26 protein-coding genes and 3 tRNA genes are annotated in these 26,647 nt (G+C 71.7%); 14 read left to right on the top strand and 15 right to left on the bottom strand.

Annotated elements, in window-relative coordinates:
• Nucleotides 1-63 precede the first annotated feature (63 nt).
• Together purL and AB0C02_RS02655 are read left to right on the top strand one after the other, a co-directional pair.
• On the top strand, nt 64-2,532 hold the full coding sequence (gene purL / locus AB0C02_RS02660) for a phosphoribosylformylglycinamidine synthase subunit PurL (protein WP_357540353.1): 2,469 nt from the start codon (nt 64-66) through the stop codon (nt 2,530-2,532).
• A gap of 10 nt (nt 2,533-2,542) precedes the next feature.
• Nucleotides 2,543-3,292: a 2-phosphosulfolactate phosphatase gene (locus tag AB0C02_RS02655; RefSeq protein WP_357540351.1), complete on the top strand. Its 750-nt coding sequence runs from the start codon at nt 2,543-2,545 to the stop codon at nt 3,290-3,292.
• 194 nt (nt 3,293-3,486) lie between these two features.
• Here the strand turns inward: AB0C02_RS02655 and AB0C02_RS02650 are convergent, their stop codons facing one another.
• Nucleotides 3,487-5,535, bottom strand: a complete 2,049-nt coding sequence (locus AB0C02_RS02650; RefSeq protein WP_357540349.1) for a carboxypeptidase-like regulatory domain-containing protein — start codon at nt 5,533-5,535, stop codon at nt 3,487-3,489.
• Nucleotides 5,536-5,699: 164 nt separating this feature from the next.
• Between AB0C02_RS02650 and AB0C02_RS02645 the strand changes: the two genes are divergently transcribed.
• From AB0C02_RS02645 to amcA, 5 genes are all read left to right on the top strand, one after another.
• The gene (locus AB0C02_RS02645) at nt 5,700-6,053 is read left to right on the top strand and encodes a sterol carrier family protein (RefSeq protein ID WP_357540347.1); all 354 of its coding nucleotides are present in this window, start codon (nt 5,700-5,702) and stop codon (nt 6,051-6,053) included.
• A gap of 163 nt (nt 6,054-6,216) precedes the next feature.
• Nucleotides 6,217-7,737: an amidophosphoribosyltransferase gene (gene purF / locus AB0C02_RS02640; protein WP_357540345.1), complete on the top strand. Its 1,521-nt coding sequence runs from the start codon at nt 6,217-6,219 to the stop codon at nt 7,735-7,737.
• Between the two features lie 60 nt (nt 7,738-7,797).
• On the top strand, nt 7,798-8,952 hold the full coding sequence (purM, locus tag AB0C02_RS02635) for a phosphoribosylformylglycinamidine cyclo-ligase (RefSeq protein WP_357540343.1): 1,155 nt from the start codon (nt 7,798-7,800) through the stop codon (nt 8,950-8,952).
• A gap of 122 nt (nt 8,953-9,074) precedes the next feature.
• Complete coding sequence (gene amcB, locus AB0C02_RS02630) at nt 9,075-10,178, top strand: cyclophane-forming radical SAM peptide maturase AmcB (RefSeq protein WP_357541002.1); 1,104 nt, start codon at nt 9,075-9,077, stop codon at nt 10,176-10,178.
• Nucleotides 10,147-10,383: a multiple cyclophane-containing RiPP AmcA gene (gene amcA / locus AB0C02_RS02625; protein WP_357540341.1), complete on the top strand. Its 237-nt coding sequence runs from the start codon at nt 10,147-10,149 to the stop codon at nt 10,381-10,383. The genes amcB and amcA overlap by 32 nt, the downstream gene beginning before the upstream one ends.
• A gap of 147 nt (nt 10,384-10,530) precedes the next feature.
• On the opposite strand, the gene AB0C02_RS02620 is transcribed toward amcA, so the two are convergent.
• Nucleotides 10,531-10,746, bottom strand: a complete 216-nt coding sequence (locus AB0C02_RS02620) for a DUF3073 domain-containing protein (RefSeq protein WP_357540339.1) — start codon at nt 10,744-10,746, stop codon at nt 10,531-10,533.
• A 302-nt stretch (nt 10,747-11,048) separates the two neighbouring features.
• Entirely contained in the window at nt 11,049-12,131 is a 1,083-nt protein-coding gene (locus tag AB0C02_RS02615; protein ID WP_357540337.1) for a Glu/Leu/Phe/Val dehydrogenase dimerization domain-containing protein, read from the bottom strand.
• A gap of 172 nt (nt 12,132-12,303) precedes the next feature.
• On the opposite strand from AB0C02_RS02615, the gene AB0C02_RS02610 reads away from it, so the two are divergent.
• Entirely contained in the window at nt 12,304-13,143 is an 840-nt protein-coding gene (locus AB0C02_RS02610; RefSeq protein WP_357540335.1) for a hypothetical protein, read from the top strand.
• 254 nt (nt 13,144-13,397) lie between these two features.
• Nucleotides 13,398-13,607, top strand: coding sequence for a BldC family transcriptional regulator (locus AB0C02_RS02605; protein ID WP_007073996.1), 210 nt, complete (start codon nt 13,398-13,400; stop codon nt 13,605-13,607).
• An 89-nt stretch (nt 13,608-13,696) separates the two neighbouring features.
• Here AB0C02_RS02605 and AB0C02_RS02600 read toward each other — a convergent pair whose 3' ends face one another.
• Entirely contained in the window at nt 13,697-14,077 is a 381-nt protein-coding gene (locus AB0C02_RS02600; protein WP_357540333.1) for a PPOX class F420-dependent oxidoreductase, read from the bottom strand.
• 55 nt (nt 14,078-14,132) lie between these two features.
• On the opposite strand from AB0C02_RS02600, the gene AB0C02_RS02595 reads away from it, so the two are divergent.
• The 3 genes from AB0C02_RS02595 (at nt 14,133) to AB0C02_RS02585 (ending at nt 16,643) form a co-directional block, all read left to right on the top strand.
• Entirely contained in the window at nt 14,133-14,909 is a 777-nt protein-coding gene (locus AB0C02_RS02595) for a methyltransferase domain-containing protein (protein ID WP_357540331.1), read from the top strand.
• Nucleotides 14,910-15,045: 136 nt separating this feature from the next.
• Nucleotides 15,046-15,903, top strand: coding sequence for a 3-hydroxyacyl-CoA dehydrogenase family protein (locus tag AB0C02_RS02590; RefSeq protein WP_357540329.1), 858 nt, complete (start codon nt 15,046-15,048; stop codon nt 15,901-15,903).
• Nucleotides 15,900-16,643: an enoyl-CoA hydratase/isomerase family protein gene (locus AB0C02_RS02585; RefSeq protein WP_357540327.1), complete on the top strand. Its 744-nt coding sequence runs from the start codon at nt 15,900-15,902 to the stop codon at nt 16,641-16,643. Before AB0C02_RS02590 ends, AB0C02_RS02585 begins: the two co-directional genes overlap by 4 nt.
• 60 nt (nt 16,644-16,703) lie before the next feature.
• Here the strand turns inward: AB0C02_RS02585 and AB0C02_RS02580 are convergent, their stop codons facing one another.
• Entirely contained in the window at nt 16,704-18,050 is a 1,347-nt protein-coding gene (locus AB0C02_RS02580; RefSeq protein ID WP_357540325.1) for an ABC transporter substrate-binding protein, read from the bottom strand.
• Nucleotides 18,051-18,215: 165 nt separating this feature from the next.
• Here AB0C02_RS02580 and AB0C02_RS02575 point away from each other — a divergent pair, with 165 nt between their 5' ends.
• Nucleotides 18,216-18,605: a hypothetical protein gene (locus AB0C02_RS02575; protein WP_357540323.1), complete on the top strand. Its 390-nt coding sequence runs from the start codon at nt 18,216-18,218 to the stop codon at nt 18,603-18,605.
• A 33-nt stretch (nt 18,606-18,638) separates the two neighbouring features.
• Here AB0C02_RS02575 and AB0C02_RS02570 read toward each other — a convergent pair whose 3' ends face one another.
• The 10 genes from AB0C02_RS02570 to crtI all read right to left on the bottom strand — a co-directional run bounded on the left by AB0C02_RS02570 (nt 18,639) and on the right by crtI (nt 25,566).
• Nucleotides 18,639-19,154 (bottom strand): SRPBCC family protein, encoded by a 516-nt coding sequence (locus AB0C02_RS02570; RefSeq protein ID WP_357540321.1) that lies wholly within the window; start codon nt 19,152-19,154, stop codon nt 18,639-18,641.
• A gap of 346 nt (nt 19,155-19,500) precedes the next feature.
• Entirely contained in the window at nt 19,501-20,103 is a 603-nt protein-coding gene (locus tag AB0C02_RS02565; RefSeq protein WP_357540319.1) for a hypothetical protein, read from the bottom strand.
• 320 nt (nt 20,104-20,423) lie between these two features.
• Nucleotides 20,424-20,762, bottom strand: coding sequence for a hypothetical protein (locus AB0C02_RS02560; protein ID WP_357540317.1), 339 nt, complete (start codon nt 20,760-20,762; stop codon nt 20,424-20,426).
• 338 nt (nt 20,763-21,100) lie between these two features.
• A tRNA-Phe gene (locus tag AB0C02_RS02555) sits at nt 21,101-21,174 on the bottom strand.
• A gap of 75 nt (nt 21,175-21,249) precedes the next feature.
• A tRNA-Asp gene (locus AB0C02_RS02550) sits at nt 21,250-21,323 on the bottom strand.
• A 33-nt stretch (nt 21,324-21,356) separates the two neighbouring features.
• Nucleotides 21,357-21,429, bottom strand: a tRNA-Glu gene (locus AB0C02_RS02545).
• A gap of 153 nt (nt 21,430-21,582) precedes the next feature.
• Entirely contained in the window at nt 21,583-22,368 is a 786-nt protein-coding gene (locus AB0C02_RS02540; protein ID WP_357540316.1) for a polysaccharide deacetylase family protein, read from the bottom strand.
• Nucleotides 22,369-22,441: 73 nt separating this feature from the next.
• Nucleotides 22,442-23,425, bottom strand: coding sequence for a MerR family transcriptional regulator (locus tag AB0C02_RS02535; protein ID WP_357540314.1), 984 nt, complete (start codon nt 23,423-23,425; stop codon nt 22,442-22,444).
• Nucleotides 23,415-24,044 carry an isopentenyl-diphosphate Delta-isomerase gene (idi, locus tag AB0C02_RS02530; protein ID WP_357540312.1) on the bottom strand — a complete coding sequence of 210 codons (630 nt, stop codon included), beginning with the start codon at nt 24,042-24,044 and terminating at the stop codon, nt 23,415-23,417. The genes AB0C02_RS02535 and idi overlap by 11 nt, the downstream gene beginning before the upstream one ends.
• A 40-nt stretch (nt 24,045-24,084) precedes the next feature.
• Nucleotides 24,085-25,566: a phytoene desaturase family protein gene (gene crtI / locus AB0C02_RS02525; protein ID WP_357540310.1), complete on the bottom strand. Its 1,482-nt coding sequence runs from the start codon at nt 25,564-25,566 to the stop codon at nt 24,085-24,087.
• Between the two features lie 107 nt (nt 25,567-25,673).
• On the opposite strand from crtI, the gene AB0C02_RS02520 reads away from it, so the two are divergent.
• A complete protein-coding gene (locus AB0C02_RS02520; protein WP_357540308.1) occupies nt 25,674-26,618 on the top strand; it encodes a phytoene/squalene synthase family protein in 945 nt (314 codons plus the stop codon).
• Nucleotides 26,619-26,647 lie beyond the last annotated feature (29 nt).

Here is a 26,647-nt window from a genome sequence, read left to right as displayed (position 1 = left end):
GCGCGACGGGATCATCGGTCGGCTCACCCGCCGCTGGGGCGGCGAGCGCAGCGAGGAGAGGTCATGACCACCCATCCGGACCCGGCCCTGCGGGAGACGCCGGGCACCTTCCCGGCCGATCCGGCGCAGCCGCCCGTGGCCGCCGTGCTGCCGCAGGCCGGCCCGGCCGAGGACTGGGACCTGGGCGTGGACACCGTGCCCCGGGCCACCGGCACGCCGGAGGAACTCCAGCCGTACGCGGAGCTGGGCCTTCGCGACGACGAGTACGACCGGATCCGACACATTCTCGGCCGCCGGCCCACCCAGGCCGAGCTGGCCATGTACTCGATCATGTGGAGCGAGCACTGCTCCTACAAGTCGAGCAAGGTGCACCTGCGCCAGTTCGGCGAGAAGGCCCCGCCGAGCGACCGGCTGCTGGCCGGCATCGGTGAGAACGCCGGCGTGGTCCAGGTCTCCGACGAGCTGGCGGTGACCTTCAAGGTCGAGTCGCACAACCACCCGAGCTTCGTCGAGCCGTACCAGGGCGCGGCGACCGGCGTCGGCGGCATCGTGCGGGACATCCTCGCCATGGGCGCGCGTCCGGTCGCGGTGATGGACCCGCTGCGCTTCGGCGCGGCCGACCACCCCGACACCGCCCGGGTGCTGCCCGGCGTGGTCGCCGGCGTCGGCGGCTACGGCAACTGCCTCGGCCTGCCGAACATCGGCGGCGAGGTGGTCTTCGACCCCTGCTACCAGGGCAACCCCCTGGTCAACGCGCTCTGCCTCGGCGTGCTGCCGGTCGACCGGCTGCAGAAGAAGGAGGCCGCCGGCCCCGGCAACGTCGTTGTGCTGATGGGCGCCAAGACCGGCCGGGACGGCATCGGCGGCGTGTCGGTGCTGGCCAGCGCCACCTTCGACGACGAGAGCCAGCAGCGCCGTCCTTCCGTGCAGGTCGGCGACCCGTTCACGGAGAAGCTGCTCATCGAGGCGTGTCTGGAGCTGTACGACGCCGAACTCGTCGTCGGCATCCAGGACCTCGGCGGCGCCGGCCTGACCTGCGCACTCACCGAGACCGCGGCGGCGGCCGGCACCGGCATGCGGGTGTGGCTGGAGCGGGTGCCGCTGCGCGAGCCCTCGATGGAGCCGCAGGAGATCCTGGCCAGCGAGTCCCAGGAGCGGATGCTGCTGGTCGTCGCCCCGGACAAGCTCGAGGCGGTGCTCAAGATCGCCGACAAGTGGGGCGTGCTCGCCACCGCGATCGGCGAGGTCACCGCGCCCGAGCCGGACGGCCGGCCGGGCCGCCTGCTGGTCACCTGGCGGGACCACGTGGTGGTCGACGTGCCGCCGGGCTCGCTGGTCGACGACGGCCCGGTCTACGCCCGTCCGATGCGGGAGCCGGCCGACCTGATCCTGCTCCAGGCCGACCGGGCCGAGACGCTGCCCCGGCCGAGCACCCCGGAGGCGCTCCGGGAGACCGTGCTGCGCATGATCGCGTCGCCGAACCTGGCCGACAAGACCTGGGTCACCGAGCAGTACGACCGGTACGTGCTGGGCAACACCGTGCTCGCCCAGCCGGAAGACTCCGGCGTGATCCGGATCGACGAGCGGACCGGCCTCGGCGTTGCCCTCTCCGTGGACGGCAACGGCCGGTACGCGCGCCTCGACCCGTACCACGGGACGAAGCTCGCCCTGGCCGAGGCGTACCGGAACGTGGCGGTGACCGGCGCGAAGCCGATCGCCGTGACCAACTGCCTCAACTTCGGCTCGCCGGAGGACCCGGGCGTGATGTGGCAGTTCGCCGAGGCGGTCCGCGGCCTCGCGGACGGCTGCCTGGAACTGGGCATCCCGGTGACCGGTGGCAACGTCAGCTTCTACAACCAGACAAATGCGGCGGCCATCCACCCGACCCCGGTGGTCGGCGTGCTGGGCGTGCTGGACAACGTCGCCGAACGGGTGCCGATGGGCTTCGTGCCGCGTCCGGCCGGCGACCACGACCAGCTCTTCCTGCTCGGCGAGACGCGCGTCGAGCTCTCCGGCTCGGAGTGGGCCTGGGTGACCCACGAGCACCTGGGTGGCATCCCGCCGCAGGTGGACCTGGCCCGCGAGCGGCAGCTCGCCGAGCTGCTGGCGGCCGCTGCCCGGGTGGGGCACCTCACCTCCGCGCACGACCTCTCCGACGGCGGCCTCGCCCAGGGCCTGGTCGAGTCCTGTCTGCGGCGTGGCGTCGGTGCCCGGGTGTCGGTGCCGGAGCAGTTCGGCGGCGGGTCGATGCCGTTCGTCTTCCTGTTCAGCGAGTCCGCCGGCCGTGTGCTGGTGTCGGTGCCGCGCGGGCACGACAAGGCGTTCACCGCCCTCTGCGCCGAGCACGGGGTGCCGTGGGAGGCCATCGGGGTCACCGACCCGACCGGTGCCGCCCTGGAGGTGCACGGCCAGTTCCGGATCGGCCTCGATGAGCTGCATGCCGCGCACACCGCGACCCTGCCGCGCCTCTTCGGCGGCCCGGAGGCGGCCGACGGTGGCCCGGACGAGGCTGCCGCACCGGATCAGCATTGAGGCACGGTCCTTGGCCGTCTTCTCCCAACTCGGTTCCGGCGCCCGGTTCGACTGGGGGCTGACCGGGGCGGCGGAACTCGGCCGGGTCTGTGCCGCCCTGGTGGTGGTGGACGTGCTCTCGTTCACCACCGCCGTCGAGGTGGCGGTCGGCCGGGGCATGCGGGTGCACCCGTTCCCGTGGGGGGAGCAGGCGGCCGACTACGCCCGCCGGGTGGGTGCCGTGGCCGCGGTCGGCCGCCGACAGATGACGCCGGAACACCCGTGGTCGCTGTCGCCGGCGGCGTTGCGGACCGCGCCGGTCGTCACCGACCTGGTGCTGCCATCGCCGAACGGCTCGGCGATCAGCGCCGCCGCGAGCGCCACCGGCATACCGGTGGTCGCGGCGTGCCTGCGTAACGCTCGCGCCGTCGGGCGTTGGCTGCGCGCCGAGGGGTACGGCTCCACCGACGCCCCGGTGGGGGTGGTGGCTGCCGGGGAGCGCTGGCCGGACGGCTCGCTACGCCCCTGCGTGGAGGACCAACTCGGGGCGGCCGGTGTGCTGGACGCCCTGTCCGGTGTGCCGGGTGGGCTCTCGGTGGAGGCGGCGGTGGCGCTGGCCGCGCTGGCCAGCATTCCCGACGTGCCGGCGGCGATCCGAGGCTGTGTCTCCGGCCGGGAACTCGTCGAGGGCGGCTTCGCCGACGACGTGGAGGTCGCCGTGCAGATGGACGTCTCCGACGTGGTGCCGGTGCTGCGCCAGGGCTACTTCACCGCCGGCTGACCCAGCGCGGACGCGCCAGGCCAGGGCTACTTCACCCCCGGCTCAGCCGGCGCGTCCGCCCCAGTCATCGCGGTTTGTCGGCGTACGTCCGGCGGGTGCCCGCCGACGTCGAGTCGATCATGCGAAGTGGCCGCCCGGAGAAGCCGGGCGGCCACTGTCGATGGCGGGGGCGAACCCTGCGTGGGTCTGCCCGGTCAGTCGTCCAGCCAGTCGAGGCGGCGGCTGCGGTCCTGCGGGGCGTCCGGGCGTGCCCGGCCGGCCTGGGCCGGGTCACCGTAGTAGCCGCCCTGGTCGTAGCCCTGGTTGTCGTAGCTGCCGCTGCGCTGCTGCGGCGGCTGCTGCTCCTGGCTGTAGCCGCCCTGCTGCGGCGGCTGCTCCTGACCGTAGCCGCCCTGCTGGCCGTAGCCACCCTGCTGTGGCGGCTGCTCTTGGCCGTAGCCGCCCTGCTGCGGCTGGCCGTAGCCATCGCCGCCGCCGTAGCCGCCGCGCTGGTCGTAACCGGCGTAGCCCTGCTGCTGGCTGCCGTCGTAGCCCTGCTGACCGCCGTCGTAGCCCTGCTGCTGGCCGCCGTAGCCGCTGTCGTAGCCGCCCGTGGAGGCGCCGTAGCCGCCGCTCGAGCCGTAGGCGTTGCCGGACTCCGCGCCGCGGCCGTACTGGCCCTGGCCCGGCTGTTCGTAGCCCCGGACGTCGTCCGGCTGGTAGGTGCTGGTCGGGTACGGGTCGGCCGGCGGCGCGTACTGGGTGTTGTCACCGGTGTAGCGGCCGGTCGGCTCGTCGTAGCGGTCGTTGCCGTAGCCGCCGCCCTGGGCGGGCGGGTAGCCGCCGGCACCGGCGCCGTAGTCCCGACCGTCGTAGCCGCCGTCGGCGTATGAGCCACTGCCGTAGCCGCCGCCCGACGAGGGGGTGGCGCCGTAGCCGCCGCCGGACGAGGGCGCGGGGGCGCCGCCGTAGCCGCCGCCGGAGGAGGGGGTGTTGCCGTAGCCAGCGCTGCCGTAGCCGCCCTGGCCGGGAGCCTCGTCGCCGTAGCCGTAGCCGCCCTGCGCGTTGCCGTACGTCGGACCGGGCGGCGCGCCGTACGGGTCCGGCGGGACGTCGTCCACGACCGGCCGGTGCATCATGGTCGGCGCGTCGCTGAGCGAGTTGCCGCCGACCATCGTTGCCGCAGGCCCCCCGGCACCCACCACCCGGGTCTGGTCGTCGGCGCCCCGGTAGGCGCCCCGGGCTGCCGGCACGGCGGCCGCCCCGCCCGGACCACCGGGGCCGGTCGGTTCGTCGTCCTCGTCGGCGTTGTCGCCCTCGTTCTTGCGCCGCATGTAGAGCAGCACGATGGTGCCCACACCCACGGCGACGAAGAGACCGCCGAGCAGGATCAGCAGCCAGTTGCTGAAGCCGCCCGATTCCTGGTTGGCGGCCGACTGCTGGGCGGGAGCCGCCACCGCGTCGGCCGGCGTCTCGTCGTCGGTGGTGGCTTCCTCGGTGGCTTCCTCGGTCGGGTCTGCCTCCTCGGTGGCCGACGGCGTGGCGCTGGGGGTGACCTCGACCTCGATCGGGACGCTGATCCGCTTGCCCGTCACGCTCTCGCCGGCTGCGGCGGTGAACGACGCGGTGCCCACCTTGCCGCCGTCCTTGCTGGCAGCGAGGTCGATCCGACCGGGCGCGATCGGGTTCGCCGTCGATCCGGTGAAACGGAAGTTGCCGCTGTTGTCGGCGTTGGTCGAAACCTGCTTGCCCTGACTGTCCCGGAGCATGACCATGGCACCCGGGATCGGCTCGCCGTTGGCCGCGATGACCACCTTGCCGGAGATCGACTTGACCGTCTGCGCCTGGGTCGGCTCGGGTGCCGCCTTGGCCTTGACCGTCAGAGAGAAACCGTCGCTCTTGCCACCAACACTGACGGTGACTTGCTGGCCATCGACGCCAGGGGCGTTGTCGGAGGCCTGAAGTCGGACCTCCACCGGCGTTGCATTCGGGTAGTCGAGATCGACCTTTCCGCAGCCCGCGACGCAACGGACGCCCTGCGGTAGGCCTGCCAGGCGGACGTTGGCTGACGTCTCCAGCGGGCCCTCAGGCGTGACGGAAACGTTCACGGACGTTTCATTGCCCGCCTGCACAGTGGCGGACTTCGGGGACACGCTGACATCTGCCGCCAGCGCGGGTGTGGCGGGGACGGTGAGCAGCGCGCCGAAGACTGCTGCTACGACCACACCCGCCCGCTGCTTCCAGGCACGTCGGTGTGTTGACACGTCCACCGCCTTCCGGGTCCGACCTCTCCGCCGGCCGGTGCCCGGGCCGGGGAACGATCACTCACGGTACGAATACGCCGTCGGCAACTATGCCTTGTCTGACCGGAACATCTCTACCCAGGGCCGGCGTCGGCCGGATCGCCGCCGAGTCGTATCGTCCATATGTGTCCTCTCCGCACTCTAAGTCCGCTGCGGTAGCGACGGCGTTGACGGCGCTGGATGAGGGGCGTACACCCGAACGGCCGGTGTTCCGGGAAGCGGTCCGTACGCTCTTGGCCGTCCTCGCGGAGCGTGCCCCCGGCCGTTCGGTGGAGGTTCGGGTACCACCATACGGTGCCGTGCAGTGCGTAACCGGGCCGCGACACACCCGTGGCACGCCACCGAACGTGGTGGAGATGGACCCGGCCACCTGGCTGGCGCTCGCCACCGGGCGCTTGGGTTGGGCGGAGGCGGTCACCGAGGGTCGCGTACGGGTGAGCGGGGCCCGCGCCGACCTCTCCGCGCATCTTCCGCTCTAGCTGGTCGAACGCCGCAGGGGTAATTCACGCAGAGCAGGCATGCCGTGACTGTCGGTATCGACCCGAGGTCGCGTACACTGGCGGGCGACGACGGTCCCGGCTGTATACGTGCGGAGCTGCCCCCGACTCCGCCAGTCCGGTCCAGACCAGCGAGGAGCGGCAGGTGCCCCGAGGCGATGGCCGACTGAGCCACGACCTTGACCCCCAGCGACCCGGCCCACAGGACGCGTGCGGCGTCTTCGGCGTCTGGGCGCCCGGCGAGGAGGTCGCCAACCTGACCTACTTCGGGCTCTACGCCCTCCAGCACCGCGGCCAGGAGGCGGCGGGCATCGCGGTGAGCGACGGCTCGGGGGTGGTGGTCTTCAAGGATCTTGGCCTGGTCGCCCAGGTCTTCGACGAGCCGACGCTGGCCAGCCTGCGCGGCCACGTCGCGATCGGCCATGCCCGCTACTCCACCACGGGCGGCTCGACCTGGGAGAACGCCCAGCCGACCATCCGGGCGACCAGCGCCGGCACCACGATCGCGCTGGCCCACAACGGCAACCTGGTCAACACCGCCGAGCTCCAGCGCGAGGCGGCCGAGCGGGGGTTGGACTCCGACGGCTCGACCAACGACACCTCCCTGGTCACGATGCTGCTGGCCAGCCGGCCCGACCTCTCGGTCGAGGCGGCCGCGCTGGAGGTGCTGCCCCGGCTGCGTGGCGCGTTCAGCTTCGTCTTCATGGACGAGTCGACCCTCTACGCGGCCCGTGACCCGCACGGCGTACGCCCGCTGGTGCTCGGCCGGCTGGAGCGTGGCTGGGTGGTGGCCAGCGAGACCGCCGCGCTGGACATCGTCGGGGCGAGCGTGGTCCGCGAGATCGAGCCGGGCGAGCTGATCGCCATCGACGAGGACGGGCTGCGCTCCACCCGGTTCGCCGCCCCGGAGCCGAAGGGCTGCCTCTTCGAGTACGTGTACATCGCCCGCCCGGACGCCACCATCGCCGGGCGCAACGTGCACTCCGCCCGGGTGCAGATCGGCCGGCAGCTCGCCAAGGAGCACCCGGTCGAGGCCGACCTGGTGATCCCGGTGCCGGAGTCGGGCACCCCGGCCGCGATCGGATACGCCGAGGAGTCCGGCATCACCTACGGCCAGGGCCTGATGAAGAACCCGTACGTCGGGCGCACCTTCATCCAGCCGTCCCAGACGCTGCGCCAGCTCGGTATCCGGCTGAAGCTGAACCCGCTGCGGGAGAACGTCCGGGGCAAGCGCCTGGTTGTGGTGGACGACTCGATCGTTCGCGGCAACACCCAGCGGGCCATCGTGCGGATGCTGCGCGAGGCGGGTGCCCTGGAGGTCCATGTCCGGATCTCCTCCCCGCCGGTCAGCTGGCCCTGCTTCTACGGGATCGACTTCGCCACCCGGGCGGAGCTGCTGGCCAGCGGGCTCGACAACGACGGCATCCGACGGTCGATCGGGGCCGACACGCTGGGTTACGCCTCACTGTCCGGGCTGATCGCCGCGACCGAGCAGCCGAAGACCCGGCTCTGTCGGGCGTGTTTCGATGGGGAATACCCGATCGAGCTGCCGGCCGGACACCTGATCGGCAAGCACGTACTCGAAGGCGTGGGTCGCCGGGTCGCCACTGAGGCGTCCGAGGCCACCGCTGGCTCCACCACCGCGCTCGCCACCCATCGCCCGTAGCACCACCGACGTGGGTCCGGCCGATCCGGCGGCCCCGCGAGAACCACAAAGGGGAGAACCGTGACGCACGTGTCCGAGCGCAGCGGCGCAGGAACCAGCCCGACGGGCGCCGGCGGCGACCGCCAGCCCTGGACGGCTGGCACCAGCCGTACGGGGCGCAAACGTTCGATCTCCTACGCCGACGCCGGGGTGTCGATCGAGGCGGGCGACCGCGCGGTCGAGCTGCTGAAGTCCAAGGTCAAGCAGACCCGGCGCCCGGAAGTCATGGGTGACCTGGGCGGCTTCGCCGGCCTGTTCCGGCTGGACACCCAGAAATACAAGAACCCGATCCTCGCCTCCTCCACCGACGGCGTGGGCACCAAGCTGGTGATCGCCCAGCAGCTCGACATCCACGACACGGTCGGCATCGACCTGGTCGCGATGGTGGTCGACGACCTGGTCGCCTGCGGCGCCGAGCCGCTCTTCCTGCTCGACTACATCGCCACCGGCGAGGTCGTGCCGGACAAGGTCGCCGAGATCGGCGCGGGCATCGCCGACGGCTGCCGGTACGCGGGCTGCGCGCTGCTCGGTGGCGAGACCGCGGAGCACCCGGGGGTGCTGCGCCCGGACGAGTACGACATCTCCGCCACCGGTGTCGGCGTGGTGGAGGAGAGTGAGATCCTCAGCCCCGAGCGGGTCGAGGTGGGCGACGTCGTGATCGCCATGCGCTCCTCCGGCCTGCACTCCAACGGCTACTCGCTGGTCCGGCACGTGCTGCTCGGCGCCGGCCGGATGCGGCTGGACGTGGTGATCGAGGACTTCGGCCGGCAGCGGACCCTCGGCGAGGAGCTGCTCACCCCGACCAAGATCTACGCGCAGGACTGCCTCAAGCTGATCGCCGAGACCGAGGTGCGGGCGTTCGCCCACGTCACCGGCGGCGGCATCCCGGGCAACCTGGTCCGGGTCCTGCCGGAGCACGTTGACGCGGTGGTCAACCGCTCCACCTGGAAGCCGCAGCCGATCTTCGACCTGATCCAGTCCAAGGGCCGGATCGAGGACCCGGAGATGGAGGCGACGTTCAACATGGGCGTCGGCATGTTCGCGATCGTCTCCGCCGAGGACGCCGACCGCGCGTTGGCGACCCTGACCGGCCGGGGCGTGGACGCCTGGCAGGCCGGCGAGATCATCGAGGGCTCCGGCAACGTGCAGATGATCGGTCACCACACCCGGGGTTGATCCAGCGCTGGTGATCATCCAGTCACCTGATCGGGGGTTCACCCGAGTGGGTACCGCCGCCTAGCCTGAAGGGCACTTCGGCTGACGGGGGAGGGGTGATGGCCGTTCACACGCGCACCGGGATGCGGGGCATCGCCGCCGTTCCCTCGTACGTGGTGATGCAGCCGACCACCCTCTGCAATCTCGACTGTGCCTACTGCTACCTGCCGATGCGGGCGGCGGACCGGCGGATGCCGGTCGCGGTCGCCGAGGCGGTGGCGGCGTCGGTGAACCCGTGGGCGGCGGCGGGGCGGTTCTCGGTCGTCTGGCACGGCGGGGAGCCCCTCGCGGCCGGCCGGGAGCACCTGGCGGCCCTGCTCGCCCCGTTCGCGCCCGAGGTGGAGCACCACGTCCAGACCAACGCCACGCTGATCGACGACGCCTGGTGCGCGTTCTTCGCCGAGCACGCCGTGCGGGTCAGCGTGAGCGTGGACGGGCCGCGCGAGCGCAACGCGGAGCGGGTCACCCGGGGCGGCCGGCCGGCGTACGACCGGATCATGGCGGGGGTGGGGGCGCTGCGCCGGCACGGGTTGCCCTTCTCGGCCCTCGCCGTGGTGTCCCGGCCCGGTCCCGGCCTCGCCACCGAGCTGTACGACTACTTCCTCGACCTCGGCTGCGACGTGCTGGGCGTCAACATCGAGGAGACCGAGGGGGTCAACACCCGGAGCAACGCCCGGGACGCCGCCGCGGTGACCGCGTTCTGGGGGGAACTGGTCGGCGCGTGGCGCCGGGATCCCCGGATCCACCTGCGCGAGGTGGAGTGGTCGCTGCGCTACGCCGGTGCCGTCCTGGCCGGCACCGCGGACGACCTGCTGCCCCGCCAGCTCGATCCGATCCCCACCGTCGCCCAGGACGGCTCGGTGGTGGTGCTCTCCCCGGAGCTGGCCGGCTTCACCGATCCTTCGTACGGCGACTTCGCCAGCGGCAACGTGCTGACCACCCCGCTGGCCGAAATCCTGGCCGGGGCGGGGCGGACCCCCTGGGTGGCGGAGTTCGTCGCCGGCGTCGAGGCGTGCCGGTCGTCCTGCCCGTACTTCGGCTTCTGCGGCGGCGGCCACGCCGCCAACCGCTACTTCGAGCAGGGCCGGTTCGACGGTACGGAGACCGAGCACTGCCGAAACAGCAAGATCCGCCTATTGGAGGGAGTGTTGGAGCATGCCCGAGGACACCAGTCATCGGCAGCCTGAGCGCGTCAGGGAAACCGATCCGGACCCGGTCGTCGAGCGCGTGCGGGAGGCCGCCGCAGGGCTGACCACACTGCTCCACGAGGCCGAGGCCGCGCGGCTGCTGCGGGCGGAGGTGTCGGGCGGCGACGGCACCGGCGCGGTGTGCGCCTGGAACCACTTCGAGAACATCCCGACGTTCTACAACTGGAACAATCGGCCCCGTTGACGGTGCGATTCCGCGATCAAGGACCTGCCGCCGCACGGGGATGTCCCATCAGTGCGACAGGTCCTTGATCGTCGGTCGTACGCCGGCTTTCGCAGAGCACATGCGTGAGCACGCGGGGCTTACCGCGTGCTCAGATGTGACCGGAGGTCAGCGGGCCGGACGGGCCCAGGTGTCCGGGTCCTCGTCCGCGTGGTCCTCGTCATCGTCGTCGACATACTCTTTGTAGTCGTCGTCGAAGTCGCGGTTCGACTTGCCGCTGCCGCCGAGTTCTCGCTGCAAGGCGGCGAGGTCGGTGTTCGGGGAGTGATACTTCAACTCCCGGGCCACCTTTGTCTGCTTGGCCTTAGCACGGCCGCGCCCCATGGCTCGACCCCCTCGCACAGAATGCGGGGCAGCCCGAAGGCGGGCCCCGATGACGTCAGGCATCTCTCGTGGCTCTTACGGTACATGGGGATGCCACCGTTCGGCACCTCGGGTTACCGTCTGCCGGCCCTGCGCGTCGCAGTTGTCCGGTCGTCACAAAGTGTACTCGGTAAGGAGCGGGTGCCGGGGATGGCCGTGACAGCGGGCAAAACGGCCCGAACTACCCCAATTTCGAGCGTAACGCCGGCCGAACCGCCGCGCCGCGTCGGGGGCGGAGCCGAGCCCCGCCCCCGACGTGACGTTCACCGCAGTCGGATCGTACGGAGCCGGCCGACCTCGGCCATCCGCCGCTCGGCGAGCCGGTCCGCGGCCACCGCGGGCGGCACGCCCTCCTCGTCGGCGAGCCGCAGGATCTCCCGGGTGGTGTCGTAGATGCGGGTGGCCCGCAGCTTGGCCCGCTCGAAGTTGAAGCCCTCGATCTCGTCGGCGACCTGGATCACACCGCCGGCGTTCACCACGTAGTCGGGAGTGTAGAGGATGCCCCGGTCGGCGAGGACCTTCTCGATGCCGGGGTGGGCGAGCTGGTTGTTCGCCGCGCCGGTGACGACCTTGGCCTGCAGCACCGCCACGGTGTCGTCGTTCAGGGCGCCGCCCAGCGCGCACGGGGCGTACACGTCGATGTCGGAGGCGACCAGCGCCGCCGTGTCGTCGACCAGCTCGACCTGCGGGTGGGTCGCGCGCACCCACTCCAGGGCCTTCGGGTTGACATCGGTCGCCACGACCTCCGCCCCGTCCCCCACCAGGTGGCCGGTTAGGTACTTGCCGACCTTGCCCAGGCCGGCCACGCCGACCCGCCGGCCGGCCAGCGTCGGGGCGCCCCAGACGTGCTCGGCGGCGGCCCGCATGCCCTGGAACACGCCCCAGGCGGTCAGGACCGAGGAGTCGCCGGCGCCGCCGTGCTCCACGCTGCGGCCGGTGACGTACCGCGTCTCCCGGGCGATCACGTCCATGTCGGCCACGTAGGTGCCGACGTCGCAGGCGGTGTAGTAACGCCCACCCAGGGTCTCCACGAAGCGGCCGTACGCGCGCAGCAGCGGCTCGCTCTTGATCCGCTCCGGGTCGCCCCAGATGACCGCCTTGCCGCCACCGAGGTCGAGACCGGCCAGGGCGTTCTTGTACGCCATGCCGCGGGAGAGGTCGAGCACGTCGGCGAGGGCCGCTTCCTCGCTGGCGTACGGGTAGAACCGGGTGCCGCCGAGCGCGGGGCCCAGCGCGGTGGAGTAGATCCCGATGATCGCCTTGAGGCCGGACTGCTTGTCCTGGCAGAACACGACCTGCTCGTGTCCGGTGGATCCCGGGTCGTCGGTGGTGGCGAATACGCCCATGGCTGACTCCTGTGTCGGTGTGCGCCCTTGTGAGGCGCGGACCTGTGGCATGCCGGCGGGATGGTGCCGGTGCCGCTGAGCCTAATATCGGCCGAGGCCGTACTGTCGCGCACGCCAGGTCGCCCACGTCACGCGGCAACGTACGGGTCCCGACTCGTGGGAGGATCGCGCCGTGCCGTCGCTCTTCGCTTCTTACCTGCGGGTGTACGAGCCGCTGACCGCCTTCGATCGGGATCGCCAGTCGTTCTGGCGCCGCTACGTCAACGAGGGCCGGGCCGTCGCACCACTGGAGGGGCCGGCCCGGCAGCGGACCGCGGTGATCGAGGCGCTCGGCGCGGGCTGGACCCGGCTGCCGGAGCTGCCGGACGAGGCGTACGTGCTGGAGACCGACGACTCACTGCTGGTCTGCCCGTGGAACCTGCGGATCCGGGTGGCCGAGGCGGCCCTGAGCGCCCGGGACGGGGTGCCCTCGGTGCTGGCCGACGCGTTCGTCCCGCCGCGCCTGGCCGGCCAGGCCAAGGCGGTGGTGGAGGACTGGCGCAGCGGGGCGCGGGTGCTGGAGCACGGCGTGCCGCGGGTGCACGAGCAGATCGCCACCTGGGGAGTGCCGCTGCGCTGGTTCGTGCTCTTCGACGCGCAGGAGCGGCACCTGGTGACCGAGCCGGACCGGCGGGCGCTGCGCTACCGGACCGAGATCTCGAAGGCGCGCCGGCGGTCGTCCCGGGCGCTGTCCGTGCTGCGGAAGTCGATCGGGGAGGCCCCGATCACCGAGGCGGTCGAGGAGGCCGCCCGGTGGCTGGAGGAGTTTCACCCGCGCTCGGTCGTGGAGCTGGACTACGGCGGCCTGGTGCAGCTGCTGCCGGACGAGACCCTGGCGGCCGACGACTCGGCCGAGCTGGTCGCGACCGGGCTGGCGGGGCTCTCCCGCGGTGAGGCCGAGGAGGCCTCGACGGCGTACGACAAGCTGGTCGCCCGGTGGCGGGCGGTGCAGCTGTTGGAGCGCTGCAACTAGTCCGGATTATCCGGTTAATACCCCACCGATGCGAGAGTGTCTCGTAGTTGACGCATCACGAACCGTGATCATGAGTCCGAATAAGGTAGTTTCTGAGGCATAAAAGTCGTAAAAATCGGGCATGGTTCATCCGTCCGTCTAGGGACCTTCAGCCGTTCGGCCCATGTCGGACATCGGGGACTAGCCGGACCATGGGAGACGCGTCGGCCGGCGGGACCCCGGCCGATGTCTATAAATGTGGAGGAGTGACCCCGATGGCATCGCGAACGCATGAACCAGAGCCGCTGCTGACACCGGCCGAGGTGGCGTCGATGTTCCGTGTCGACCCGAAGACGGTGACCCGGTGGGCCAAGGCCGGCAAGCTTAGCGCTATCCGGACCCTGGGCGGCCACCGCCGTTACCGCGAGTCGGAGGTCCGGGCCCTGCTGCAGGGACAGATCCCTCAGCAGCGCCAGGGGGACTGACGACCCGGACGTTTTCTCAGGCGTTCCGATCAGGGGCGGCCGGACGTACGCGCAAGCGTTGTCCGCCGCCCTTAGTCGTATTCAGGGTCTCAGCCGTCCAGCACGATCCGCAGCCCCACCGTGCCGGTCTCCCCCCGGCGCAGTCGGCTGCCCAGCAGGCTCAGCCGGCCGATCAAGCGGTACTTCTGCTTGAGCAGCCCCCGGATCCGCCGGGTCCCGACCAGGTCACAGATCGTCGCGTGCCCCGGCACCGCCTCGCCGTGCGGCCGCCCGCGTACGTCACAGGGGGCCACCGTCACCCGGCCGTCCCGTCGGATTCGCTTGACCTTGCCGGTGTCCGCCGCGGTCCACACCGCCAGGGCATCGCCGTCCCGCACCGCCCAGACCGGCGTCGGCACCGCCCGCCCGTCCGCACGGAACGTCGTCAGCAGGACGTACTTTTCCTCCGCCAGGCGGTCCAGGTCGGTCACGCCGCCAAGGATAAGGTCGCGACAGCTCCCGCAAGGCCCGGTTAGCGTGATCGGCGTGACCGGGGAACCCACGATCGGCGACGTGTTCGGCGAGATGATCCGCGACGCGTACGCCGTCGCCACCGGGATCGGACCCCGGCCGCTGGCCGGTGGCCGGCTGCCCCGGCCGGTCATCGAGATCATTGAGCGGGACGACGGCCTGATCAACGGCGCGCCCGCCGCGCACTACCTCGACCCGCCCGAGGCGTGGCAGCCGTACGACCACCGGGCCGTGGACCGGGTACGCGGGCGCACGCTGGACATCGGCGTCGGCGGCGGCAGGATCGCGCTGCACCTCCAGCAGCGCGAGGTGCCGGTCACCGGATTGGACACCTCAATCGGTGCGCTGCGGGTCTGCCGGCACCGGGGCGTACGCGACCTGGTGCACGGCACCGTCGACCAGCACGTCGCCGACGGCTGGCGGTACGACACCTTCCTGTTGCTCGGCAACAACCTCGGGCTGATCGAGGGGCGGGACCGGGCACCCGGCTTCCTGGCTGCCCTCGCCGCGCTGGCCCGGCCCGGCGCGCAGGTGATCGCGCAGGGCACCGACCCGTACGGCACCACCGATCCGGTGCAGACGGGGTACCACGAGCGCAACCGGCAGCGCGGGCGGCTCGGCGGCCAGCTCCGCCTGCGGCTGCGCTACCGGTTGCTCGGCACCGAATGGTTCGACTACCTGGTCTGCTCGGCCGACGAACTGGCCGGGCTGCTCCACGGCTCTCCGTGGCGACTGGCCGACGTGGACGACCGGGACCACCCGTACTACCTGGCCACGCTGAAGCTGGCCTGAGCGCGGGCCCAGGGGCTGGCCCGCCCCCACGCATCCGTCCGGGTCGGGCCCTGCATAGGGTCGCACCCAGAAACGAGCGGAGCGGGCGGCCGGGCGGCGGGACCCCGTGCGCCACCGCACGCGGCAAGGGGACGGCATGAGTGGTCGTTTTGTGGTCGTCGGGGCCGGCACCATGGGCCTCGGCATCGCGTACGTGGCGGCCGGCGCCGGCTACGCGGTCGAGCTGGTCGAGGTGGACCCGGCGCGCGGCGACGCCGCCGTACGGCGCCTCGGCGAGCTGTGGGAGCGCGGGGTGCAGCGCGGCAAGCTGACCGCCGAGGAGGCGGCGGCGAACCGGGAGCGGGTCACCCTGCGGGGCGGGCTCGGCGAGGTCGCCGAGGGGCCGGACGTGATCGTGGAGGCGGTTCCCGAGCGGCTCGACCTCAAGCGGTCGGTGCTCCAGGCGGCCGAGGCGCGGCGCCCCGCCCTGCTTGGCAGCAACACCTCCAGCATCCCGATCGCCGAGCTGGCCGAGGGGCTGGACCGGCCCGCCGACTTCGTCGGGCTGCACTTCTTCAACCCGGTCTGGGCGATGGCGCTGCTGGAGATCGTGGTCGGCCGGGCCACCGCGCCGGGCACCACCGAGGCGGCCGTCGCGCTCGCCGGCCGGCTGGGCAAGGACCCCGTCGTCGTACGCGACATGCCCGGCTTCGCCACCTCCCGGCTCGGGGTGACCCTCGGGCTGGAGGCGATCCGGATGGTCGCCGACGAAGTGGCCAGCCCCGCTGACATCGACAAGGCCATGGTGCTCGGCTACCGGCACCCGATCGGCCCGCTGGAGCTGACCGACCTGGTCGGGCTGGACGTCCGGCTCGACATCGCCCGCACTCTCCAGGCCGCGTACGGGGACCGGTTCGCGCCGCCGCAGCTGCTGGTGGAGATGGTGGCCGCCGGGAAGCTGGGCAAGAAGTCCGGCCAGGGCTTCTACACGTGGGAAGGCGGGGTGAAGCAGTGACCGGTTTGCGGATCGAGGAACTGCCGGACCGGCTGGTCGTCACGCTGGACCGGCCGGAGAAGCGCAACGCCATCGACGCCGACCTGATCGCGGAGCTGCACGCCGTCTGCGCCGAGTTGGAGGCGCGGCCCCGGCTGCTGCTGCTCACCGGAGGGACGGAGGGCATCTTCGCCGGCGGGGCGGACATCGGCCAGCTCCGCGAGCGCGGCCGGCTGGACGCCCTGGCCGCCATCAACCAGGCCGCCTTCGCCCGGATCCGGGCACTGCCGATGCCGACCGTGGCCGCCGTGGACGGCCCGGCGCTGGGCGGCGGCGCCGAGCTGGCGTACGCCTGTGACCTGCGGGTGTGCACCGCGCGTGCGATGTTCGGCCAGCCCGAGGTGCGGTTGGGCATCCTGGCTGGCGCGGGCGCGACCTACCGGTTGCCGGCGCTGGTCGGCGAGGCGCGGGCCAAGGAGTTGCTCTTCACCGGCCGCCGGGTGGACGCCGAGGAGGCGTTGCGGATCGGTCTGGTCAACCGGGTGGTGGCGGAGCCGGCGGAGCTGCTGTCGACCGCGCACGGTCTGCTCGACGAGATCGCCAAGGGTTCGGCGCTGGCGGTGCGGCTGACCAAGCTGGCCGTGGACGCCCCGCCCGCCGCCCACCCGCAGCTCGACCTGCTCAGCCAGGCGGTGCTCTTCGAGGACGAGGAGAAGCGCCGGCGGATGACCGAGTTCCTGGAGCGGCGCCAGGCTCGCTGAGCCGCTGCCCCGGACACACCGACGGCCGCACCGGCGAACCGGTGCGGCCGTCGGTGTCGGTCAGTGCCGGAGCTGCACTCCAGCGTCGTCCAACGCGGTGATCACGGCTGCGGACTCGCCGAACCCGATGATGAGTACGGCATCCGCGCCGAAGTCCTTGATCTCCTTGGCGGCGTTGCTGAAGTCCACCGGTGGGGCGTCGGCGTCGGCCGGTGGCACGTAGGTCAGCAGCTTCACCCGGTCGCCGCCGAAGCCAACCCGATCCAGCTCGGCGCGGACCTTCTCCTGGAGGCCCTCGCCGTAGGAGTCCTTGCGGGCCACGATGACGATCCTGTGCGGCCCGTCGCGCAGGATCACGTCGGCCAGCGCTCGGCCCTGGAGGGTGTCCGGGGGCGCGGTGCGGAAGTAGAGGCCCTGGTCGTCCGCCGTGGTGAGCCCGGCGTCCGTGTTGGACGGGGAGAAGAGCACCCGGCCGGCGGCGACCACGTCCGGCAGCACCGCGCGGGTGATGCCCGAGGCGCCCGCGCCGATGATGACGTGCACGCCGTTTCGCACGTGCGAGGCGACGGTGGCCTGGGCGACCTTCGGGTTGGTGCCGTCGTCGCCCTCGATCCAGACGACCGGCTCGCCGAGCACCCCGCCGCCCGCGTTGATCTCCTGGATCGCGAGCGCCGCGGCCGCCGCCATCTGCGGGTACGCCATCGCCAGGTCACCGGTCTTCGGCAGCAGCCCGCCGATGACCAGGGGGGCATCCTTGGCCTTCTCACCGGCACGTTGCTTCTTTGCCCGGGGCGGCGTCTTGGTGCTCGCCGCGGACTCGTCACCGGCGCCGACGAACTCGGTCTTGCCGTCGTTGAGCTTCTCGTGATCGAAGTGCAGGGTGGCGTAGCTGGCCGTGGAGGGCTCTCCGGCGTCGGTGAACCCGGACCGGGTCAGCGACACGCCCCGGTATTCGATGTCCAGACCCTGCCGGGCCAGCTCCAGGCAGGTCGCCGGATCCTCGCAGCGTTCACCGTCGTTGGTCACCCCGACGATCTGCTTGGCGATGGCGGCCGGCTCGGTGGTGCCGGCGAGCTGGGCGGCCAGGGCGCTGATCACCACCGCGTCGTACGACTCGGCGGCGTAGGTATAGTCCGCCAACTTCGGATCCACGCTGTGGAGCCGTTCCTTGAAGCTTGCCGACAACGGCATCATCGGGGTCGTGCCCGCCATGCCGTTGATCAGGTTGGCGCGGTCCTTCAGTTCTCCGGCGTAGGAGTTCATCATGTTGGCGTCAGTGCCGTAGAGGCGCACCAGGGTGTCGGTGGCAGCCTCCTCGGGCTGGTCGCTCCCGCAGGCGCTGGTGGCGAGCAGGAGCGCCGCGCCGGCCGCGAAGATGGCCGCGCGGGACGCGCGTGATACGAGCATGATCGTCCTTCCTGGAACGAAGGTCCGCTGCGCACATTAGCGTGCCGGGGCGGGTTGCGGGGCCTTCGAAGGCGTTCCGTCCGGAGCTCGACTGCGGATCTCACGCACTGTGACGGGCGGTCTGGTTCGGGTCACCGCTTGACCCCTCGTCCTACTGTTCAGCAGGTGACCGACGAAGCACAGCAGACGCTCAACGATGCGACCGCCGTGCTCCGCTCGGCCCTGGCCGGCGACGGGGATGCGGTGGCGGGCACCTTCGACGCCGTGGTGGACCGTTCCGGCCTGGCCGGGGCGTACGGGGTGGCGTGGTTCCTGGCCGCCGCCATGGTCGGCGACGACGCTCCGCTCGGCGCCTGCGCGTTGGACTTCCCGGGCATCGACCAAGCCGACTACGACACCCGGTGGGTGGCCCGTTTCGTCAGCGCGTACGCCAATGACGACATTGACACCGGCGAGGCGCTCTTCGGGGCCGCGGCGGCCGACGGGCTGCTGCCGACGTGTCTGCTCACCCTCGCCGGATCGACGGTGGCGACGCTGCGCAGCCGGGAGCGCTGACCGCCCGGCACGCGCAGCACCTGGTGCCGCCGCTCAGCGACCGCTGCGGGCGACCGTGGCGAGGTAGCGGCAGAGGAGTTCGTGCCAGCCTGCGGTGAGCGCCTCGCGGTAGCCCTCAGCGGCCGCACCGTGTCGGTCGAAGTAGCGGTGCTCGACCTCGACCCGGGTCCGTTCCGGCCCTTCCGGCAGGAAGAGCACCTCCACCTCGCTGGCCCGCGCCGGATCCGGCACCGGCACCCGGTCCGGTCCGAGTTGCCAGCTGAAGACGAGCCGGCGCGGCGGGTCCCAGATCAGCACCCGGCCCCAGTCGCCGCGGAAGCCGTACGGGCCGATCTCATAGAGCATGCCGCCGGCCCGAGGCTCGATCCCCAACTCGGCCAGCGCCTCCGGCCCGGACCAGGTGTATTCGCGTACCCACCAGTCGGCCAGCGACCCGGTGAAGACCGCGTACGCCCGCTCGGCGGAGGCTGGGGCGAAAAGGAGGCTACGTAGGGAGAAGCGGTCGAATTCCTGGCGGACCTCATCCGGATCGGCCATCTCCTGTCCCATAGGCCCGGACCATACCGGCTACTGCCCCCCTGCGCAGCTTGGCGAAGGTCCGCTTCCCGACCCTGGGACAGGGATCTCCCGACAGTCCCAATCAAGGCGGCCCGCAAGCGGGCCGCGCCGGCCCGGCCCCGGCCTGCTGGCGACCTCCGGCCGGCATCGGCCGGGCCGGCCGGCCACGCTGGCGGACTGCAAGAGCTTGAAGACCTCGGGGCGCTGCCCCGAACCCCGACCCTCCTCAGAGATGCCGCCGCGGATCACCTCGCCGGGCACCACAAGGGCTACCAGCCTCCCCGTCCGGGGAGGCTGGAAGGTCTACGACTGCCCGACGAGGAGATCCGCTTCAGCGTTAGTTGCCGCGATTATCCTTCTCACGGACGTGCGCGCACTCCGGCTCAGCCCGAGAGTGCCAGATGCTCCCCTTCGGGGCGACGGGGTAGCTGACCTCTCTGATCTGTCCATCGCCGGTCTCGACCGAGAATCGCATCGACAACGGATCATTCCCGAACACGGTCACGCATTCGAGGCTCACCTTGACATCGATCAAGTCGGTATCGCCGGGTAGCAGGCGAAACTCGCCGGTCCAACTGGGCAGGTCATCCGGTCCTTGCCCAGTCGCCGCACGAACCGTAATCGGCGCAGGGCCAGCGTTGGTCACTGCCAGTTGCCCGGTCATCTGGACATGGTCCGGGACCTCCATGCTCCATCCCCAGGTATTGATGGATGCGGGGAGGGCCACGAGTGCGACCGGAGCGTTTCGCTCCCGCTCTTCCCGCGAGTCCCGCAGCTCGCTGACACCAAGACCACCAAGCACACCGCCGACCACAAAGGCAGCGACGAGCCGGGCACTCATCCTCCAGCCGGCCAGGAAGCGGTCAGGAGCGACGCTGCCCACCGCCGCCGACTGGTTGTTGTGCTCATCCAGGTCAATGACTTCACGCTCCGCCGACATGGCGTCAGCCTAGGTCGCTCCCTGGCCGCACTTAGCCGGTCGTACAGCCATCCGTACAGCCAAGCCCGCCCGCTGGAACCGACGCTGCCCGACAAGGACGGACGGGCTGACCAGGAGCGAAGCCACCCGACCAGCCACCCGCGATCTTCTTCTAATCCCGAGGCCGTCACGGGCCATCCGTGGGCCAGTAACCGGGGCGCGTAGCGGGCACGAGCGGGCACGAGAAGCAGCCGGGTGAACCGCTGGCCGCAGGCGTTTCGGACGTCGCGGTCGGTTGATCACGCTCTTCCAAACTGACGGTGCGGTGAGGGTGGCCGGTACTAGAGAGTGTGCAGGTCATCGATGGTTAGCTTGATCGCCCCGGCCTCTTCCCAGACCGTCACCTGCAAGGTCATGTCGCTTCGCCCTTCCTGCTGAGACCACAGGTCGACATCGACCTTCCAAACGTCGTGGCCAGCAAGGAAGTAGGCGTCGGCGTGGTGCCACGCCTCGGGCGGCATTGGGATGAACGTCGCGGGGTACTCGCGGGCCCAGACGCCCAGGTCGTGGCCCGACCGCGAGTAGTCCCGCGCTAGGCCGTCGAAATCGCCAGCGGCAATCCGTTCGACCACCTGCTCGATGATGGGCCTGAACCGGGCTGGAAGATCCGCAGCAGCCACCGGTCGAGTATGAGAAGCGGGGACGACGGCTGTACAGCCATCCGTACAGCCAAGCCGGCCGACAGACGGGAGCGAGAAGCGGCGGCAGCCGACAGACCGAGCAGGTCAGCCGCAGCAGCCGACGCCCGCATGATCTTTGCAAGGCAGGGGTCGGCGACGCTCTCCCGGTCGACCGGCATGACGGGGCGGTGCAATCCCCGTGCAACAAGGAGCGGCCACCAGAGGGATTCCGGGGTCAACGAGGGGCAGACCGGACAGGCGGGACCCCGGGGCGAAAAGCAGAACGCCGACCGGCGTTTCCGCTGGTCGGCGTTCCTGTAGCCCGGCGAAAGGCTATGTGGCCAGGGGCGGGGTCGAACCGCCGACCTTCCGATTTTCAGTCGGACGCTCGTACCAACTGAGCTACCTGGCCGTGGTGCTCGGCTCATGCTATCGCACGGGCCGATACGCAGAACGCCGCGCATGATGAGCGCGGCGTCAGCGCTTGCGGTCCTGACGGGACTTGAACCCGCGACCTCCGCCTTGACAGGGCGGCGAGCACTCCAACTGCTCCACAGGACCTAGCTGATGTTGCATTCGGCCTGAGCCGAACCGTGCCCCCAACGGGATTCGAACCCGTGCTACCGCCTTGAAAGGGCGGCGTCCTGGGCCGCTAGACGATGAGGGCGGCCCCGCCATCATTGCACATCGCAAGTTCTGGCGGACTTGCTCCCATCCGGCCCCGCCGGAGGCATGAGAAGCATATGCCATGCCCCGGCGGTCGACCAAACCGGTGTCCCCCCGGCCGAGCCCGGGGGCGAAATCGCAGGTCAGAGCGGGGTCACTGGAGCTGGGAGATCCCGTACCGCCGCTTCAGGTCGGGAATCACCTTCCGGCAGGCGGCCATGGTGTGGCTCCGGTCGCCGCCACCGTCGTGCATCAGCACGATCGAGCCGGGCCGGGCCGCCGCCTTCACCCGCTTGATGATCGTCTTGCTGGTGGGGTGGTTCCAGTCCTGCGGGTCGACGCTCCAGTGCAGCGCGCGCATGCCGAGCTTGCGGGCCACCGCCACCTCCTCGGCCGTCCACCGTCCACCGGGCTGGCGGAACCAGGTGATCTCGGCGTCCGGCACGGCGGCGCGAATGACCCGGTTTGTTCGCGCCAGGTCGGCCTTGATCTCCGCGTCCGAGCGCCGGCCGAGGTCCAGATCGTGTCGCCAGCTGTGGTTGCAGAGCTGGTGGCCCTCTCGGACGATCCGCTTCACCAACTCCGGATAGCGCCGGGCCTGCGTGCCGATCAGGCAGAACGTCGCGGTGACGTGGGCTGCCCGGAGCTGGTCGAGGATCTTGGGCGTCCACCGCGGATCCGGTCCGTCGTCGAAGGTCAGCGCCACCGCCTGGTCGCCGCTGCTGCGGTGCAGCCCGGCGGGCAGGTTCTTCGGTAGCGGGCGCAGCTTCGGTGGGGTGGTGCGGGCTGGCCGCGCGGTGGGCGTCGGTTTCGGCGTCGGGGTGGGTGAGGCGGTGACCGGTGGGCCACCCGCCTGGTGCGGGGTCTTGCCGGGGTCACCGCAGCCAGTGAGGAATATCACCAGGCTGAGGGTGAGCGCCAGCGCGGCGGGTGAGCGCATCGTCGCTCCCGAGAGGGGTCGGGGTATGCGGACTTTGACCGTATCCGACGCCGTGCGGAAGCGGGAGAGGCGGTCAGGCCGTCGTCGACCGGTCCTGCGAATCGCGTACGGCCATCACCAGCGAGACCGCCTCGGCCAGGTCCACCGGCCGGACCACGCCGGCCGGCAGCGTCTCGGCCCGCCAACCCGGCCCGGCGGCGAGCACCAGCAGCGGCCGGCGGGGCGCGGCGAGCAGCGCGGACAGTTGGTGCGGACCGGCGGTTGCCGGGGCGTGCGACCAGAGCACGACGGCCGCCGGCCCGGTCCGGGTGACCGCCTCGATCAGCGCCGGCACGGGCACTCGGGCGCCCAGCATGCGATAGCTCACCCCCGCCTCGGCGAGGGCGGCGGCCAGTGCCTCCAGCGGCAGCGTGTGCTGCTCCTCGTCGGCGCAGGAGAGCAGGATCCGGGCCGGCCCGGCGGCCGGGTGCGTCCGGGTCGCCGCGGCGAACGCCTCGGACACGCACCGGGACATCACGTGTTCCACGTCGATCAGCTTGGCGGTGGCGGCGTGCCGTTCGCCGATGCCGGCGAGCACCGGCCGGAGCAGCCCATCCCAGGTCGCCACCACACCGTCCGCGGCGAGGGCGTGCGCGATCGTCTCGCCGATGGCCGTCGAGTCCAGTCGCATCGCGGCGCGGGCCAGCCCGCGGGCGGCCGGTCCGGCCCGGCCGACCGGGATGGTCGCGCCGCCACCGCCGGCTCGGCCGACCGGGATGGTCGTGCCGTCGCCGGCCCGGGTGACGCTCGGCCGGGCCGGCCGCCCGAGACGTGCTGCCGGGGCCAGCACCGGCGCCTGCCGGGCCCAGCGGGCCGCCTCGGCCGGGTTCACCCCCTCTGCGGTGAGCCGCCGCATGATTTCCAGCCGCGCGAGGTCGGCCGGGGTGTAGCGCCGGTGGTGCCCCGGTACGTGCTCGCTGGGACCGAGGCCGTAGCGCTGGTGCCAGGTGCGCAGTGTGGTGACCGCCACACCCAGCCGGCGCGCGACGGCACCCGCGCTCAGCCCCTCATCGGCCACCCGACCGCTCCGGTGCCTGGTCGGCCGGCGCTCCGGACGGGGACGCGCCGGCCGGAACGGCGGCGGGACCATCGGCGGCGGGACCTGCCGGCCGCAGCAGCCGGTCTACCACCCCGCCCAGCCACGGCGCGTACGCGCTCGGGTTGGCCGCCAGGTCCGCCACCAGCTCGTGCGGGTCGACCCAGCGCAGGGTGGCCACCTCGGCCGGGTCGGGTCGGGTCGGCAGGTCGGCCGGCACGTCGGCGCGCAGCACGTGGTCGTACTCGAACTCGACGCGGCCGGTGGCCGGATCGTCGGCGTGGTAGGCGTACACCCCGACCTCGGTGAGGTCGACGGGGCCGACGCCGAGCTCCTCGGCCAACCGCTGGTTGGCGGCCTCGGCGGGCCGCTGACCCGGCAGCGGGTGGCCGCAGCAGGAGTTGGCCCAGCGAAGCGGGAAGCGGGTCTTGACGGCGGCCCGTTGCTGGAGCAGGATCCGCCCCTCCGGGTCAACCAGCAGCACCGAGAACGCGCGGTGCAGCCGTCCCGGCGGCTGGTGGGCGGCGGCGACGGTGTCCTCGCCGAGCGCGCGCCCGTCGTCGTCGACCAGTTCGACCAGGTGTCCTTCGCGGGAAGTCACGGCACCGGCCCTTTCTTCGGAATCGTGTTGTTCCAAGCGTTCACCGGGTGGCTCCGGTGATCCGCGAGGCGGCGAGCTTGCCGCTGATCAGCACCATCGGCACGCCCACCCCGGGCTGCGTGCCGGAACCGACGAAGACCACGTTGCCGAGCGTCCGGTGCAGATTCGACGGCCGGAACGGCCCGGTCTGAAGGAAGCTGTGCGCGGCGGCGAACGGGGTGCCGGCGGCCATGCCCTGCTCCGCCCACTCGGCCGGGGTGATCGTGCGCAACACCTCGACCCCGGCGCCGAAGCCGACGTAGCCCCGCTCCTCCAGGGTCCCGATCAGCTGGTCGGTGTAGCGGCGGGCCAGGCCGCCCGACCAGTGCAGCGGCGCCCGGTCGAGGTTCGGCACCGGGGCGAGCACGTAGTAGGTGTGTCGCCCGGCCGGGGCGACCGACGGGTCGGTCCGGCTCGGGTTCGTCACCAGCAGCGACGGGTCGGACATCAGCTCGCCTCGCCGGATCACCTCGTCGAACGTGCCCCGCCAGGACCGCCCGAAGTGGATGTTGTGGTGGGCGATCTTCGTATAGCTCTGCGTCGACCCGACGTGCAGCACCACGCAGGAGGGCGAGTAGCGCAGCCGGCGCTGTCGGTCGGCGGGCAGCAGGTCCCGGTAGGCCACCGGCAGGTCCGGGTTGAGCACCACGACGTCCGCGGGGACGAACTCGCCGTCGGCGGTCAGCACGCCGGTGGCCCGGCCGTTGGCGGTCTCCACCCGGGTGACCGTGGTGCCGTACCGGATCTGCACGCCGTGTTTCTCGGCCGCGCCGGCCAGGCCGCGGGAGACCGCGTGGACGCCGCCGCGTGGAAAGCAGACCCCGGCCACCGAGTCGAGGTACGCGATGACCGCGTAGATGGCCAGCGCGTCGTGCGGGGCGAGGCCGGCGTACATGGCCTGGAAGGAGAAGATCCGCTGGGTACGCGGATCCCGGAAGAACTGGTTGATCTTTGTTTGGAGTCGCCGGAACGCGCCGTTGGCCAGCAACCTCACCAGGTTGGCGGTGAGCAGGTCGGTCGGGGCGTCCAGGTTCCGTTCGATGAAGTCGGCCCGCTCCCACCGCCACAGGTTCCGGGCGTAGTCGACGAACCGCAGGTAGCCGTCGGCCTCGCGGGGGCCGCAGACCCGGGCGATCTCGGCGGCCATCCGGGTGGTGTCCGTGATGACGTCGAGCGTCGAGCCGTCCGGGTAGTACGCCCGGTACGCCGGGTCCAGCGGGGTCAGGTCGAGCCAGTCGGTCAACTCCTCGCCGACCGCGCCGAACGCCTCGGCGAGCAGATCGGGCATGGTGAGCACGGTCGGGCCGGTGTCGAACTCGTACCCGTCGACGCTGAGCCGCCCGGCCCGCCCGCCCGGCACCGGCTCCCGTTCCAGTACGGTCACCTGCCGGCCGCTGCCGGCCAGGTGCAGCGCGCAGGCCAGCCCGCCCAGGCCGGCGCCGACCACGACCACCCGGTCCGTGCGCCCGGTCACGATCCGCACGTGGCCACCCCCCTCATCCGCTCGTAACGGCGTCGTTGGCCATGGGGGCGAGCGTACCCTAGGGTTACGAGTTGCGTCGATAGCTGCGTCGATCTGAGGGAGGGCCGGTGGCGTACGCCGATCTCACCGCTGCCTATGACCGCTGCCGCGAGCTGCACAGACGCCACGGTCGGAGCTACTATCTCGCCACCCGGCTGCTGCCCGCATGGAAACGGCGGCACGTCCATGCTTTGTATGGATTCACCCGGTACGCCGACGAGATCGTCGACCGGACCGAGGAGATGCCGTCGGCCGAGCGCGCCGCCCGGCTGAAGGACTGGTCCGACCGCTTCGTCGCCGGGCTGCACGGCGGGCCGGTCGACGACCCGCTGCTCCCGGCGGTGCTGCACACCATCGCCGTCTTCGACCTGGACCGCGCCGACTTCGCGTCGTTCCTGCGCAGCATGGCGATGGACCTGACGGTCGCGTCCTACCCGAGCTATGCCGACCTGCTCGACTACATGGAGGGTTCGGCCGCCGTCATCGGCACCATGATGCTGCCGATCCTGGGCAGCTCCGACCCGGCCGCCGCCCGAGAACCGGCCCGGCAGCTCGGTTTCGCGTTCCAGCTCACCAACTTCATCCGGGACGTCGCCGAGGACCTGGACCGGGGGCGGACCTACCTGCCCGACGAGGACCTGGCCAGGTTCGATGTCACCCGGGACGACCTGCTCGCGGCCCGGGCGGCCGGTCACAGCACGCCGGCGATCCGCGAGCTGATCCGGTACGAGGTGGCCCGCGCCCAGACCCACTACGCGGCCGCCGCGCCGGGCATCCCCCTGCTGGCCGACACCTCGCAGTCCTGCATGCGCACCGCGTACGCGCTCTACGGCGGGATCCTCGACGAGGTGGCCGCCCAGGACTACGACGTCTTCGTGCGGCGGGCCCGCGTACCGGGGGGTCGGCGGTTGTCGGTGCTCGGGCGGGCCCTGCTCACCCCGCCCGGCACGCCGGTCGCCCTCCCCGGCCCGGCTGAAAGGAAGGGCCCGCTGCTAACGCCTGGCGTTGTATAGGGGCCCCCTTTAACACTCCATCGGCGGTA

The organism is Micromonospora sp. NPDC048999 (assembly GCF_040649295.1).
In the GTDB taxonomy this organism is placed as follows: Bacteria; Actinomycetota; Actinomycetes; order Mycobacteriales; family Micromonosporaceae; genus Micromonospora.
Note: the sequence above shows the minus strand (reverse complement) of the source record. Positions and strands in the feature narration are given on the sequence as shown.

What these genes read in the sequence shown, in the direction of transcription:
- purL (WP_357540353.1), top strand. Translation starts at nt 64, where the DNA reads ATGACCACCCATCCGGACCCGGCCCTGCGGGAGACGCCGGGCACCTTC.
- amcB (WP_357541002.1), top strand. Translation starts at nt 9,075, where the DNA reads ATGCGGGGCATCGCCGCCGTTCCCTCGTACGTGGTGATGCAGCCGACC.
- amcA (WP_357540341.1), top strand. Translation starts at nt 10,147, where the DNA reads ATGCCCGAGGACACCAGTCATCGGCAGCCTGAGCGCGTCAGGGAAACC.
- AB0C02_RS02620 (WP_357540339.1), bottom strand. Translation starts at nt 10,746, where the DNA reads ATGGGGCGCGGCCGTGCTAAGGCCAAGCAGACAAAGGTGGCCCGGGAG.
- AB0C02_RS02615 (WP_357540337.1), bottom strand. Translation starts at nt 12,131, where the DNA reads ATGGGCGTATTCGCCACCACCGACGACCCGGGATCCACCGGACACGAG.
- AB0C02_RS02605 (WP_007073996.1), top strand. Translation starts at nt 13,398, where the DNA reads ATGGCATCGCGAACGCATGAACCAGAGCCGCTGCTGACACCGGCCGAG.
- AB0C02_RS02590 (WP_357540329.1), top strand. Translation starts at nt 15,046, where the DNA reads ATGAGTGGTCGTTTTGTGGTCGTCGGGGCCGGCACCATGGGCCTCGGC.
- AB0C02_RS02580 (WP_357540325.1), bottom strand. Translation starts at nt 18,050, where the DNA reads ATGCTCGTATCACGCGCGTCCCGCGCGGCCATCTTCGCGGCCGGCGCG.
- AB0C02_RS02570 (WP_357540321.1), bottom strand. Translation starts at nt 19,154, where the DNA reads ATGGGACAGGAGATGGCCGATCCGGATGAGGTCCGCCAGGAATTCGAC.
- AB0C02_RS02565 (WP_357540319.1), bottom strand. Translation starts at nt 20,103, where the DNA reads ATGTCGGCGGAGCGTGAAGTCATTGACCTGGATGAGCACAACAACCAG.
- AB0C02_RS02540 (WP_357540316.1), bottom strand. Translation starts at nt 22,368, where the DNA reads ATGCGCTCACCCGCCGCGCTGGCGCTCACCCTCAGCCTGGTGATATTC.